At 63.4% G+C, this 12,246-nt stretch carries 16 protein-coding genes; 15 read left to right on the top strand and 1 reads right to left on the bottom strand.

The window, feature by feature from the left end; genetic code table 11:
* Window positions 1-55: 55 nt before the first annotated feature.
* The 5 genes from motA to AC1RJW_RS15090 are packed head-to-tail and all read left to right on the top strand — an operon-like array spanning window position 56 to window position 3,441.
* A complete protein-coding gene (motA, locus tag AC1RJW_RS15110) occupies window positions 56-970 on the top strand; it encodes a flagellar motor stator protein MotA (protein ID WP_034757817.1) in 915 nt (304 codons plus the stop codon).
* Window positions 897-1,958 (top strand): flagellar motor protein MotB, encoded by a 1,062-nt coding sequence (locus tag AC1RJW_RS15105; RefSeq protein ID WP_493045629.1) that lies wholly within the window; start codon window positions 897-899, stop codon window positions 1,956-1,958. The genes motA and AC1RJW_RS15105 overlap by 74 nt, the downstream gene beginning before the upstream one ends.
* Before the next feature lie 16 nt (window positions 1,959-1,974).
* Entirely contained in the window at window positions 1,975-2,265 is a 291-nt protein-coding gene (gene flgM / locus AC1RJW_RS15100; RefSeq protein ID WP_493045628.1) for a flagellar biosynthesis anti-sigma factor FlgM, read from the top strand.
* Window positions 2,262-2,702, top strand: a complete 441-nt coding sequence (gene flgN / locus AC1RJW_RS15095) for a flagellar export chaperone FlgN (RefSeq protein ID WP_493045627.1) — start codon at window positions 2,262-2,264, stop codon at window positions 2,700-2,702. The genes flgM and flgN overlap by 4 nt, the downstream gene beginning before the upstream one ends.
* Window positions 2,689-3,441, top strand: coding sequence for a glycoside hydrolase family 73 protein (locus AC1RJW_RS15090; RefSeq protein WP_493045626.1), 753 nt, complete (start codon window positions 2,689-2,691; stop codon window positions 3,439-3,441). Before flgN ends, AC1RJW_RS15090 begins: the two co-directional genes overlap by 14 nt.
* 7 nt (window positions 3,442-3,448) lie before the next feature.
* On the opposite strand, the gene flgA is transcribed toward AC1RJW_RS15090, so the two are convergent.
* A complete protein-coding gene (gene flgA, locus AC1RJW_RS15085; protein ID WP_493045625.1) occupies window positions 3,449-3,988 on the bottom strand; it encodes a flagellar basal body P-ring formation chaperone FlgA in 540 nt (179 codons plus the stop codon).
* Between the two features lie 362 nt (window positions 3,989-4,350).
* On the opposite strand from flgA, the gene flgB reads away from it, so the two are divergent.
* From flgB to flgK, 10 genes are all read left to right on the top strand, one after another.
* Window positions 4,351-4,713, top strand: a complete 363-nt coding sequence (gene flgB, locus AC1RJW_RS15080; protein ID WP_493045624.1) for a flagellar basal body rod protein FlgB — start codon at window positions 4,351-4,353, stop codon at window positions 4,711-4,713.
* A gap of 8 nt (window positions 4,714-4,721) precedes the next feature.
* Window positions 4,722-5,138, top strand: coding sequence for a flagellar basal body rod protein FlgC (flgC, locus tag AC1RJW_RS15075; RefSeq protein WP_034757795.1), 417 nt, complete (start codon window positions 4,722-4,724; stop codon window positions 5,136-5,138).
* A 3-nt stretch (window positions 5,139-5,141) separates the two neighbouring features.
* Window positions 5,142-5,798 carry a flagellar hook capping FlgD N-terminal domain-containing protein gene (locus AC1RJW_RS15070; protein WP_493045623.1) on the top strand — a complete coding sequence of 219 codons (657 nt, stop codon included), beginning with the start codon at window positions 5,142-5,144 and terminating at the stop codon, window positions 5,796-5,798.
* A gap of 58 nt (window positions 5,799-5,856) precedes the next feature.
* Complete coding sequence (locus tag AC1RJW_RS15065) at window positions 5,857-7,035, top strand: flagellar hook protein FlgE (RefSeq protein WP_493045622.1); 1,179 nt, start codon at window positions 5,857-5,859, stop codon at window positions 7,033-7,035.
* A gap of 26 nt (window positions 7,036-7,061) precedes the next feature.
* A complete protein-coding gene (locus AC1RJW_RS15060) occupies window positions 7,062-7,790 on the top strand; it encodes a flagellar basal body rod protein FlgF (protein WP_046684898.1) in 729 nt (242 codons plus the stop codon).
* 30 nt (window positions 7,791-7,820) lie between these two features.
* Complete coding sequence (flgG, locus tag AC1RJW_RS15055) at window positions 7,821-8,609, top strand: flagellar basal-body rod protein FlgG (RefSeq protein WP_170909686.1); 789 nt, start codon at window positions 7,821-7,823, stop codon at window positions 8,607-8,609.
* Window positions 8,609-9,283: a flagellar basal body L-ring protein FlgH gene (gene flgH / locus AC1RJW_RS15050; protein WP_493045621.1), complete on the top strand. Its 675-nt coding sequence runs from the start codon at window positions 8,609-8,611 to the stop codon at window positions 9,281-9,283. Before flgG ends, flgH begins: the two co-directional genes overlap by 1 nt.
* Before the next feature lie 9 nt (window positions 9,284-9,292).
* Window positions 9,293-10,405: a flagellar basal body P-ring protein FlgI gene (locus AC1RJW_RS15045; protein WP_215409599.1), complete on the top strand. Its 1,113-nt coding sequence runs from the start codon at window positions 9,293-9,295 to the stop codon at window positions 10,403-10,405.
* Entirely contained in the window at window positions 10,402-10,794 is a 393-nt protein-coding gene (locus AC1RJW_RS15040) for a flagellar biosynthesis protein FlgJ (RefSeq protein WP_414654670.1), read from the top strand. Before AC1RJW_RS15045 ends, AC1RJW_RS15040 begins: the two co-directional genes overlap by 4 nt.
* Window positions 10,795-10,875: 81 nt before the next feature.
* Window positions 10,876-12,237, top strand: coding sequence for a flagellar hook-associated protein FlgK (flgK, locus tag AC1RJW_RS15035; RefSeq protein WP_493045620.1), 1,362 nt, complete (start codon window positions 10,876-10,878; stop codon window positions 12,235-12,237).
* The last annotated feature ends 9 nt before the right edge of the window (window positions 12,238-12,246 follow it).

Here is a 12,246-nt window from a genome sequence, read left to right as displayed (position 1 = left end):
TTTCAGCACTATCCATCAAATTGACGCAGCACAATGACGCAGAAAGGCAGTTGACATGGTAATTATCGGTATCTTAATCGTGATGGGGTGTGTATTCGGAGGCTTCGCCCTGATGGGCGGCACCGTCCACGCGATCTGGCAACCGGTCGAGTTGATCATCATCATCGGCGCCGCCGTCGGCGCCCTGGTGCTGGGCAACCCCAAGCATGTACTCGGCGAAATGCTGCACCAGATGCGCAAGATCGTCACGCACAAGAAGCAAGGCTCGGAATTCCAGCGCCAGTTGCTGCTGCTGATGTATGAACTGCTGCAAACGGCCGCCGGCGGCCTGAAGGCGCTCGACGCCCACGTCGAGGCGCCGCGCGAAAGCGCCCTGTTCCAGCGCTATCCGCTGGTGCTGGAAGAGCCGAAGCTGCTGGCCTTCATCGTCGACAACTTCCGTTTGATGGCGATGGGCAAGATCAACGCGCATGAACTCGAAGGCGTGCTGGAACAGGAACTGGAAGCCATCCACGACGAACTGCTGCAACCGTCGAAGTCGCTGCACAAGATCGCCGAAGCCATGCCCGGCTTCGGTATTCTGGCCGCCGTGCTGGGTATCGTGATGGCCATGAATTCCGTGGCCGACGGCGCCGATGCGGCGGAAATTTCGGAAAAAGTGGGCGCCGCCATGGTCGGTACCTTCATCGGCATCTTCTTTTGCTACGGCGTGCTCGATCCGATGTGCAACATGATGAAGCAATTGGTGGGCGAGGAAGGCTCGACCATGGAATGCGTGAAGGTCGTGCTGGTGACGCACGTGGCGGGCAAGCCGCCCCTGCTGGCCATCGATGCGGGCCGCCGCCTGGTGCAGCTGAACATCAAGCCAAGCTTCGCCCAGCTGGAAAGCTGGATCAATGCGCTGGAAGATGGCGGCGCCGAACAAGAGCAAGGCCAAGGCCGGGGAGGCCGCCGTGCTAAAGCCGCATGAGAAACATGAACAGGCCATCATCAAGCGTGCCGGACGCAAGCACGACGACGATGGCCATGGCGGCGCCTGGAAAGTAGCGTTCGCCGACTTTTGCCTGGCCCTGCTGTCGCTGTTCCTCGTGCTGTGGCTGATGGCCGCGCGCGAGCAGCAGGCGATGAAGGAAATCATGATGGATGCATCGGCCAGCAGCCGCCAGGGCGAAGGCCAGGGCGTCATGCCGGAACAGAGCGGCGGCCCCCGTGGCAGCCTGATCGAGCGCTTCCCCATGCCCCGCAAGGGCTCGGGCGACACGCGCACGGAAGGCAAGCAGACGCAGGAAGGCAAGGCCGGCGCCGCGCCGCAAAACCAGACGAAGGTGAGCTACCAGTCGCCGGAAGACTTGCTGGCCCTGTCGCGCGCGCTGGACAAGCTCAGCGACGAGGCGGGATTGAAGAGCAACCTGCAATCGGTGATCACGCCGTACGGCTTGCGCGTCATGCTGCACGATACGGACAAGCAAGGCATGTTCGTGCGCGGCAGCGCCGTGCCGACCGACCGTTTCCGCAAGCTGCTGCGTCAGATGGGTCCCGTGTTTGCGCAAATGGAGAACCAGATGCTGATCGTCGGCCACACGGACTCGATGCAATACGCCAATACCGGCTATGAAGGCTTTTCGAACTGGACCCTGTCGGCCAACCGCGCCATGTCGGCGCGCGCGCAATTGTTGATCGGCAGCATGAGTCCGGACAGCGTGCTGCAAGTGGTGGGCATGGCCGACCGCGCGCCGCTGGACGTGAAAAATGCCAGCGCCGGCATCAATCGCCGCATCGAACTGTTAATATTGACGCGTGGCCAGGCCGACAGCATCGCCGCCATGTTCGGCATGGCCGGACAAAAGCCGCAAGGCGACGAGCTGCAAGTGGGTGAACCGGACTCCGGCACCCTGCAGCGCCTGCGCGACAAACTGGGCCTGCCCGCAAAGAAGGAACGGGACGAGCATGCAAATTAAGGGCAAGGGACAACGTATGAAAATCTCCTCCGGCAATCCCGGCGCTGCTGTGCGCAGCAGCGCCGTCGCGCCGGCCGAGGCGATCGCCGAGAACGCGGGCGCCACGGGCGCCATGGGCGGCTCGTCGGCCGGGGCGGAACTGCAATCGGCCGTGCTGCAACCGGCCATGGCCGCCCTGCGCGCCATGCCCGAGATCGACCACGAGCGCGTGGCCATGCTGCGCGATGCGCTGGCCAAGGGCGAATTGCCGTTCGATCCATCGAAGCTGGCAGGCTTGATCCAGCGTTTCCACGGCGGCGAGTCGTGACCGCGCCGCGCAAGGGCATCACGCGCCAGGAAGCCGTGCGCCGCGTGCTGCAAGGCATGACGGACGACCGCGCCGGCTATGCCGCCCTGCAAACCTTATTGGAAGAGCAATTCCAGGCCACCTTGCAACACCAGAGCGCCCGGCTGACGGCGCTGGCCGACCAGGTCATCGCCGCCGTCGAACCGCTCGATGCGCGCCGCCGGCAACGGGTCAGCCTGGTCACTGCCCTGCTGGGCCCGCAAGGCGATATGGCACAATTGTTTGCGCTGTTGCAACAAGACGCGCGTACGACCGCCCAGCGTGACTGGGCCGCGCTGGAGCAGATGGTGCTCGAATGCAAGCGCCTGAATGCCCGCAACAGCGATTTATTAACAGAGCAGTACAGCATCATGCAGCGCGTGCTGCATGGCGAGGAAGATACGTATGCGCCAGGCTGATTTCCTGACCACCCGCGCCACGGCGGCGACGCCATCGACGGCGGCGACCCATGCCGTGCAAAGCAATATGCGCGCCACCGAATCCACGGCCTCCGGCGACAGCTTTGGCAGCGTGTTCCGGCAGGTACAGGGCGAAGTGGCCCGCTTCATCGAACAGGGCGGCGGCAACGCCACCAGCCTGAGCCCGCAAGGACGCGCCTACCTGGAACAGAGCCAGCCCGTGAATGTGCTGGGCGCCATCAGCCAGGGCGGCGAAATCGGCGAAACGCAGCAGCAATTCCTCGCCTCGATCAAGCCGTGGACGGAAGAAACGGGCGCGCGCCTGGGCGTGGCGCCGGAAATCGTCGCCGCCCACGCGGCGCTGGAATCGGGCTGGGGCCAGCGTCCGCTGCGCCAGGGCACGGGCGCGGATACGAATAACTTGTTCGGCATCAAGGCCGGCGGCAAATGGCAGGGCGACGTGGCCAGCAATGTCACCACCGAATATGAAGCGGGCAGCGGCACGGCCCTGAAGAAAACGGAGCGCTTCCGCAGCTACCCGGACCAGGCCAGCGCGTTCCGCGACTATGCGCAAGTGTTGCTCGACAACCCACGCTACCGCGCCGCCCTGAATACGGGCGCCGACGCGGGCGCCTTCGCGCAAGGCCTGGCGCGCGGCGGCTATGCCACCGATCCCAACTACGCCGCCAAGCTGACCCAGCTGGCGACGCGGCTGCAGCGCACGGCCGCCGCCGAGTAAGTCCCCCTCAACGGCCGGGAAGTTCGGCCGGTTCCACCACGCCCGCATCGACCACCCTGGCACGTATCACCGTGCCGCTGGTGGCGTTGCGCACGCGGATCACCTCGCCCAGCGCGCCCGGGTCCATCGCTTCGCCGGCCATGCTCACTTCCACCTGTTCCTTGCGCGCCACGATATTCACCGCACTGCCCCGCTTGACCAGCACGGGCGACGCCAGTTGCCCTTGCCGCAGCACTTCGCCCGTGCGCAAGCTGCGCCGGCTCGACAGGCCAACGGCGCCGGGCAAGGAAGAAATACTGTCCGGCACCATCGTCACGTCGCGCCGCGCCATCGTCAAGTCGCCCGCCTGCAGCGGCGTATTCGCCGTGACGGGGGCGCTGGTGACGGCCACCTGGGCCGTGATGCTGCCGCGCGCCAGCATTTCATAGCGCCATCCGTTGCTTCCAGGACACACCGCGACAAAGCGCATGCGCTGCGCCGAGCGGCTGTCCGCCGTTTCCAGCGCGACGGGCGCCGCGCACGCCGGCACGGGGCGCGTGCTTTTCACAACGGCCACCTGAAACTGGGGTTCCAGCAAACCTGCCGTGGCCGCCTGCTGTGCCAATTGCTCCCGCGCCAACTGTTCCACACGTGAAAATATATTGTCGGCTGGCAATTCTGCGCGACCTGCACTACTATATAGGCTGGTCAGTAAAAAGAGGCCAGGAAGCAGTATGTAACGACATTGCGCCTTGTTCCACATCACGGAATAGTTCTCAAAATGAATCATTGCTAACCTTAATCAAAGATACTGAAGCGGCATGACCTTACCATGCGTCAACATGACCAGGCTGGGATTTTACCTCTGCACCACCTATTTTCTGGCCCGAACCGCAAAAAGCACGATCGAATTCAATACAAAGGATGACCATGGGGATTAATTTCAAGGATGCGCTGGGCGTGCACGCCGATGCGCTCGCGCTGCGCGCCGACCGTACACGCGTGCTGGCGGCCAATATCGCCAATGAAAACACGCCCGGCTTCCAGGCCATGGACATGGATTTCGGCAGCGCCCTGCAGCAGTTGCAGGACAATGAAGCGGGCATGCTGTCGACCGATGACGATGCCAGCGCCCTGTACCGCGTGCCCTACCACCCCAGCCGCGACGGCAATACCGTCGAAATCGGCGTCGAGCAGGCGGCGTTCTCGCAGAATGCCACCGACTTCCAGACCAGCCTCACTTTCGTCAACATGAAACTGAAGGGTCTGTCCAAGGCCATTTCCGGACAATAAGGATCAGCATGAGCTTCCAGGATATTTCCAAGATCGCCGGTTCGGCGATGGCGGCGCAAACCGTGCGCCTCAATACCATCGCCAGCAACCTGGCCAATGCCGATTCCGTTGCCGGTTCCGAAGGCGAAACCTACCGCGCGCGCAAACCCGTGTTTGCGGCCGTGATGGATGGCCCGGGCGCCAGCGGCGCCGGCGGACGTGTGCAAGTGCTCGACGTGGTGCAAAGCGATGAGCCTCTGCGCAAGGTGTATGAACCAGGCCACCCGATGGCCAATGCCGATGGCATGGTGTTCTACCCCAACGTCAACCAGGTGGCCGAGATGACCGACATGATGTCGGCCTCGCGCGCGTTTGAAACGAATGTCGAAGTTCTGGGCCGCATCAAGTCGATGCAGCAATCGCTCCTCAAATTAGGTGAAGCATAATCCATGGAAACCAATCTCTTTACAAACAACAACAGTGGCGCCAGCAACAACGGCAGCAATGCCGTCAAGTCGCAAGGCAATGCCACCCAGGACATGTTCACCAAATTGCTGGTCGCGCAGATCAAGAACCAGGATCCCCTCGCGCCGACCGACCCGAGTCAGTTCGTCAATCAATTGACGCAGCAGGCGCAGACGGAAGCGATGCAGAACCTGTCGACGCTGACCAGCGCCAATGCCAGCGTGCTGCAATCGATGCAAGTGCTGGCCCTGGGCGCGCAAGTCGGTTCCGAAGTCATGGTCAACACCGACACGGTACAGCTCGACAAGAGCAAGGTCAGCGGCAGCATCGCGCTGGCCGCCGGCACCACCAAGACCACGGTGACCCTGAAAGGCATCGACGACAAGGAATACAAGATCGAACTGGGCGCCAAGGGAGCCGGCACGGTGCCGTTCACCATCGACCCCGTCGCGCTGGGCTTGCCTGCTGGTACCTATACCATGGCCGTGACCACCAGCGGCACCGAAAAGCCGACAGTCGATATCGCAGGCAAGCTCAACAGCGTGCGCCTGTCGTCCGGCGGCAGCATGATTCTGAGCGTGTCGAACCTGGGCGAAGTCAACCCTGGCGCGATCACCGGTTTTAACGGCAAGACGGCCTGATCCGCCCTTTCCTTCGTTTCCTGAACACTAATCTCGTCCTTCACTAAAGGAAGTCAACATGAGTTTCGACATCGCCCTGTCCGGTATCCAGTCCATCAACCAGCAGTTGAACAGCACCAGTAACAATATCGCCAATGCCGGCACCTACGGCTTCAAGAGCAGCCGCGCCAACTTTTCGGCCATGTACGCCGGTTCGCGCGCGACGGGCACGGAAATCGGCTCGCTGACGCAAAGCATGTCGCTCAATGGCGGCGTGCTGAACACGGGCCGCGCGCTCGACGCGGCCATCGACGGCCGCGGCTACTTCGTCACGCGCGATGCGCAGAACACCATGACCTACAGCCGCGTCGGAATCTTCTCGGCCAGCAATGATGGCAAGCTGATCGACTCGAACGGCCGCCTGGTGCAAGGCTATGCCGCCGTCAAGGGCAGCACCACTCTGGGCACCATGGGCGATATGCTCATTCCGACGGGCCAGATTCCTGCCGTGGCGACGACCAAGCTGGCATATGCCGCCAACCTGTCGTCCGAATGGACCATCAAGACCCCGGCCTTCGACAAGACCAATGAACTGAGCTACAACAGCGGCAAGTCCTCGATCGTCTACGATTCGCTGGGCGCCAAGCACTCGCTGGGCCAGTACTTCGTCAAGACGGCGACGGGCGTGGACGTGCACTACACCTTCGACAACACCGACGTGACGCCGGTGACGAGCATGACCTTCGACACGAACGGCAAGCTGGTGACCGGCACGTCCGCCTCGCCAGTGCTGCCGACGCCGCCTGGCGCGGCAGCGATGACGGTCGCCATCGATTACACGGGCACCACCCAGTTCGCCGGCGAAGCGACGACCTCGACCGACCGCGCCGACGGCTATGCCTCGGGCACCTACACGGGCGTGGAACTGGCCAACGACGGCTCCGTCGTGGCGAAATACACGAATGGCCAAAAGCAGAGCATCGGCGTGATCGCCCTGGCCACCTTCCCCGACGAAGGCGCGCTGACGGCCGTCAACGATACCAGCTGGGTCGCCTCGACCACCTCCGGCACCGCCATGTATGACCGCCCGGGCGTCGGCATGGCTGGCAAACTGGTGACGAGCTCGCTGGAACAGTCAAACGTCGACATCACCTCCGAACTGGTGGGCCTGATGACGTCGCAGCGTAACTACCAGGCGAACTCGAAGGTCATCTCGACCGAGAACGCCATGCTGCAATCGCTGATGCAAGCGCTGTAATCCACGATACGCAAAGGTAAAGAGCAATGGATGCGCTGATTTATACCGCCATGAGCGGGGCCGACCGTGCCCTGCGGGCACAGCAGGTACACGCCAACAATCTGGCCAATATCGAGACGGGCGGCTTTCGCGCCAACCTGGAAGTGTCCACTGCCCAGCCGCTGCAAAACGGCTATGGCTACGACGACCGCCACATGACGCAGACGCAGTCGAGCGCCGTCGGCACGCGCACGGGCGCCATCAAGGAAACGGGACGCGAACTCGACGTGGCCGTCACGGGTCCCGGCTTTCTCGCGGTGCAATGGCAAAACGGCGAAGCCTACACGCGCGCCGGCGCCATGGACCTCGATGAAACGGGCGCGCTGACCATCAATGGCCGGCCCGTGCTGGGCGAAGGCGGCCCCATCACGATTCCCGAGCACACCAGCCTGTCGATCGGCGCCGATGGCACGATTTCCATCCAGGTGCCGGGAACGGCGCAGATGCAGACCGTCGACAAGCTCAAGCTGGTCAATGCGGAAGCGGGCGAACTGACGAAGAACGAGGCGGGCCTGATCGTGGCGCGCAGCGGCGAAGACTTGCAGGCCGATCCGGCGGTGCGCCTGCGCGACCGCCACCTGGAAGGCAGCAACGTCTCAGCCGTCGAGGAAATGGTCGCCACCATGAGCCTGAACCGCAGTTTCGAGATGCAGATGAAAATTTTCAAGGCCAGCGACGCGATGACCGAATCGGGCAACCGTCTTCTGGGCGCGTAAGCCCGCTGCCAACCAACTCAAGGAGTAACCATGAATCCAGCAATGTGGATCAGCAAGACCGGCGTGCAGGCACAAGATGCCAAACTGCAAGCCATCGCGAATAACCTGGCCAACGTCAACACCGTCGGCTTCAAGCGCGACCGCGTCGTCTTCGAAGACCTGTTCTACCAGGTCGAGCAGCAGCCGGGCACGCAGCGCGCCGACAATACCCTCTCGCCATCGGGCGTGCAGCTGGGTAACGGTACCCACATGGTGGGCACGCAAAAGGTGTTTACCACCGGCAGCCTGCAAACGACGAGCCGCGAATTCGACGTCGCCATCACCGGCAACGGTTTTTTGCAGGTGCTGCGCCCGAACGGCGAGGCGGCCTACACGCGCGCCGGCCAGCTGGGCATCAATGAAAACGGCGTGATGGTCAACGCCCAGGGCTTGCCGCTGGTGCCGCAGATCACCGTGCCGAACAATGCCACGGCGATCACCATCGGCGAAAACGGCATGGTCACGGCCACCGTGCCGGGCAATGTCAACGGCACCCAGCTGGGCCAGCTGAACCTGACCAGCTTCGTCAATCCGACGGGCTTGCTGGCACTGGGTGAAAACCTGTTCCAGGAAACGGCATCGAGCGGCACGCCGACGGAAGGCCGTCCCGGCGAAGGCGCACTGGGCAAACTGAAGCAGTTCGCGCTGGAAGGCTCGAACGTGCAGGTGGTCGAAGAGATGGTCGACATGATCGCTGCCCAGCGCACCTATGAAATGAATACCAAGGTGCTGTCGGCCGCCGACAATATGCTGCAATACCTGGCGCAAGCGGCACGCTGATGACGGTCGCCATGAAAGCCACGGCGGCCCTGCTGCTGGTGTTGATGGCCGGTTGTGCCAGCCAGCCGGCCGCGCCGGTGGCGCCCAGCTTTTCCGACACGCCGCTGCCCGTGGCGCCGCGCAGCGCTGCGCGCGGCGGCGTGGGCGGCGGCGTGTTCAATCCCGATGCGGGCCTGGACCTGATCTCGGACAGCCGCGCCTTCCGCGTGGGCGACGTCGTCACCGTGGCCCTGCAGGAAACCACGCAGGCGAGCAAGAAGGCGGGCACCTCGTTCAACAAGGGCTCGTCCGTCGGCGTGAAGGCGGCCAACATCCTCGGCAAGACCCTGCCGAAGACGGGCATTGACCTGTCGGCAGACCGCAACTTCGCCGGCGACGCGACCAGCACGCAGCAAAACGCGCTGTCCGGCGCCATCACCGTGATCGTGCAGGAAGTGCTGCCGAACGGCTTGCTGCGCGTGCAGGGCGAGAAAACGCTGACCCTGAACCAGGGCGAGGAATTCGTGCGCCTGCGCGGCTACCTGCGCGCGGCCGACATCGATTCCAACAACCAGGTCTCGTCCTTGCGCATCGCCAATGCACAGATCGCCTATTCCGGCCAGGGCACCCTGGCCGAAGCCAATACACCAGGCTGGCTGACGCGCTTCTTCGTCGGCCCATGGATGCCGTTTTAAGGTGAGCTCATGAAATTTCGTTCCGCCCTGCCCCTGGCAGCCATGCTGGCCGCGCTCTCCGGCCTTGCCCTGCCCGCCAGCGCCGCGCAAGTGCTGCGCAACCTGGTCAGCATCGAAGGCGTGCGCGACAACCCGCTGGTCGGCTACGGCCTCGTCGTGGGCCTGAACGGCAGCGGCGACACCACCCAGGTGAAGTTTTCCAGCCAGTCCGTGGTCAACATGCTCAAGCAGTTCGGCGTGAAGATGCCGGACGGCGCCGAAGCGAAAAGCAAGAACGTCGCCACCGTCATGGTCAGCGCCGTGTTTCCACCAGGATACCGTCGGGGCCAGGCCATCGACGTCACCGTCTCGTCCCTGGGCGATGCGAAAAGCTTGCGCGGCGGCACCTTGCTGCTGACGCAATTGCGCGCGGCCGACAATGAAACGTATGCACTGGCGCAAGGCAACGTCGTCGTCGGCGGCTTGAACGCCACCGGCAAGAGCGGCTCGTCCGTCACCGTCAATACGCCCACCTCGGGCCGCATTCCCAACGGCGCCAACATCGAGCGCGAGATTCTCAGCGATTTCTCGACCAAACCGACCGTTACCCTGAACTTGCGCCACCCGCATTTCGAGACGGCCATCAATATCGTCGAAGCCGTCAACCGCCGCTTCGGCGCCGTCGCCACCACGCGCGACGCCACCAGCGTGGAAGTGCTGGCGCCGGAAAACCCGACCCAGCGCGTGGCCTTCATGGCCAAGCTGGAAGCGCTGTCCGTCGACGTGGGCGTCGATACGCCGAAAGTGGTGTTCAATTCGCGTACCGGCACCGTGGTCATCGCCGAAGGCTTGCGCGTCAAGGCCGCCGCCGTCACGCACGGCTCGCTGAAAGTGGTCATTTCGGAAAGCTCGGCCGTCAGCCAGCCGGCGCCGTTCGGCCGCGGCCAGACCACCGTCACGCCGCAATCGAAGGTGTCCGTCGACCAGGGCAACGGCAATATGTTCAAATGGCCGGCCGGCGCCAAGCTGCAGTCGATTATCGACGTGGTCAACAGCCTGGGCGCCTCGCCCGATGACATCATGGCAATTCTACAGGCGCTCGACCAGGCCGGCGCCATCGAAGGTGAACTGGTGGTCATATGATGAATATCAACGACAGCAGCAGCGCCCTGCCCTCGGCGCTCGACGACCGCTCCCCTGCGGCAGCCACGCCGGCCGATCCCCGCTATGCGGCCAAGGCCACCGAGGCGGCCGTCAAGTTCGAAGCCTTCTTCATCTCGCACATGCTGCGCCAGATGCGTTCGGGCACGCGCGAGATGGCGGGCGAAGACAGCGTCTTCAAGGACCCCGTCAACAGCGACATGCTGGAAATGGCCGACAACCTGGTGGCCGACAAGATGGCCGGCCAGCGCGCCTTCGGCATCGCCGACGCCATCCTGCGCCAGCTGCTGCCGCCTGCCGGCGCCCCTGTGGCGGCCCGTGGCGCTGTCAAGACCGACAATATTGCAGCGCCGCTTAATAAATCCGTCTGAAGCGTCGCCTGTACAAGGTAACAACGATTCAATGCCTGCCCACCCGCACGCGCCACTCTCTTCACGAAAGAAACTTGCCCAATGAGCATCATCAGCAATGCATTGTCAGGCAGCATCGCCGCCCAGGCCGCACTCAATGCGGCCAGCCAGAACATCGCCAACCTGCAAACGGCGGGCTATACGCGCCAGGGCGTGCTGTTGTCCTCGCTTGGCGCCGGCGTGGGTGTGCGCTCGGCCGGCAATGGCGTGGAAGTGTCCGCCCTGCTGCGTTTTGCCGATGCCTATAAAAGCCAGCAAATGTGGCGCGCCGCGTCCGACCAGGGCGCCCGGTCGCAGACCCAGCCTTACCTGACCCAGCTCGAGCGCGTGATGGGCGACGATGCCTCCAGCATCAGCAACGGCATCGACGGCTTTTTCGCCGCGCTGAACGCCTCGGCCGTCGACCCGACCTCGACGCCGCTGCGCCAGCAGATCGTCACCTCCGCCGACGCCATGGCGCAGCGCTTCAACAGCATCAGCACCGTCATGAGCAACCAGTTGCTGTCGGTGCAGCAGCAACGGGCAGCGATCGTGCCGCAAGCCAATACGACGCTGGCGAATATCGCCGCGCTGAACCAGCGCATCAGCACGTCCACGGCCTCGGGCACGAATGTGTCGTCGCTGATGGATGCGCGCGACCAGCTGATCGATGGCCTGGCCTCGCAAATGGGCATCGAAGTGCTCGACCAGCCGGACGGCTCGCGCAATGTCTCGCTGAAGTCGGGCCAGCCGCTGGTCATCGGCAGCATGGCCGGTACCCTGAGCAGCAACATGACGAACACGGGCGAGCAAACCCTGAGCCTCGATTTCGCCAAGTCGACCTATACCCTCGATCCGGTGGCCATCGGCGGCCAGATGGGCGGCCTGGGCGAGTTCGAGCAAAATACCCTGAAACCGCTGCAGCAGTCGCTGCAGGACATGGCCACCCAGCTGACCAGCAAGGTCAACGCGCAGCTGGCACTGGGGAAAACCATGACCGGCGCGGTCGGTGGCCCCCTGCTGGCCTACGCGAATGGCAAGCTGAGCATTACTCCCGGCTTCAACGCCAAGGACCTGGCCCTGTCGCTGACGGGCCAGGCCGGCGACAGCGGCAACTTGCAGAAATTGATCGATATCAAGAATCAGCCGATCACCGTCAGCTGGGTCGGTTCCGTCCTGCTGAGCGACGCGGACACGCAGCTGGTCGGCAAGCTGGGCATCTACAGCCAGCAGAACCAGGCCTTGCTGAAGACGGCCAACACGGTGCGTTCGCAGGCGATCGACGACTGGAAATCGACCAGCGGCGTGAACAAGGATGAAGAAGCGATGAGCCTGGTCGAATTCCAGAATATGTATCAAGCAAACATGAAAGTCATTTCCGTGGCGAACAGCTTGTTTGACGCCACCTTGCAAATGATGGGTTAAGGAGAAGAT

This window comes from Janthinobacterium sp. GW822-FHT07A03 (assembly GCF_058798815.1).
The sequence above is the reverse complement of the archived record's forward strand: the minus strand, read 5'-3'. Positions and strand labels throughout refer to the sequence as shown.

Coding starts and splice junctions, on each gene's coding strand:
- motA (WP_034757817.1), top strand. CDS start 56: ATGGTAATTATCGGTATCTTAATCGTGATGGGGTGTGTATTCGGAGGC.
- AC1RJW_RS15105 (WP_493045629.1), top strand. CDS start 897: ATGCGCTGGAAGATGGCGGCGCCGAACAAGAGCAAGGCCAAGGCCGGG.
- flgM (WP_493045628.1), top strand. CDS start 1,975: ATGAAAATCTCCTCCGGCAATCCCGGCGCTGCTGTGCGCAGCAGCGCC.
- AC1RJW_RS15090 (WP_493045626.1), top strand. CDS start 2,689: ATGCGCCAGGCTGATTTCCTGACCACCCGCGCCACGGCGGCGACGCCA.
- flgB (WP_493045624.1), top strand. CDS start 4,351: ATGGGGATTAATTTCAAGGATGCGCTGGGCGTGCACGCCGATGCGCTC.
- flgC (WP_034757795.1), top strand. CDS start 4,722: ATGAGCTTCCAGGATATTTCCAAGATCGCCGGTTCGGCGATGGCGGCG.
- AC1RJW_RS15070 (WP_493045623.1), top strand. CDS start 5,142: ATGGAAACCAATCTCTTTACAAACAACAACAGTGGCGCCAGCAACAAC.
- AC1RJW_RS15065 (WP_493045622.1), top strand. CDS start 5,857: ATGAGTTTCGACATCGCCCTGTCCGGTATCCAGTCCATCAACCAGCAG.
- AC1RJW_RS15060 (WP_046684898.1), top strand. CDS start 7,062: ATGGATGCGCTGATTTATACCGCCATGAGCGGGGCCGACCGTGCCCTG.
- flgG (WP_170909686.1), top strand. CDS start 7,821: ATGAATCCAGCAATGTGGATCAGCAAGACCGGCGTGCAGGCACAAGAT.
- flgH (WP_493045621.1), top strand. CDS start 8,609: ATGACGGTCGCCATGAAAGCCACGGCGGCCCTGCTGCTGGTGTTGATG.
- AC1RJW_RS15045 (WP_215409599.1), top strand. CDS start 9,293: ATGAAATTTCGTTCCGCCCTGCCCCTGGCAGCCATGCTGGCCGCGCTC.
- AC1RJW_RS15040 (WP_414654670.1), top strand. CDS start 10,402: ATGATGAATATCAACGACAGCAGCAGCGCCCTGCCCTCGGCGCTCGAC.
- flgK (WP_493045620.1), top strand. CDS start 10,876: ATGAGCATCATCAGCAATGCATTGTCAGGCAGCATCGCCGCCCAGGCC.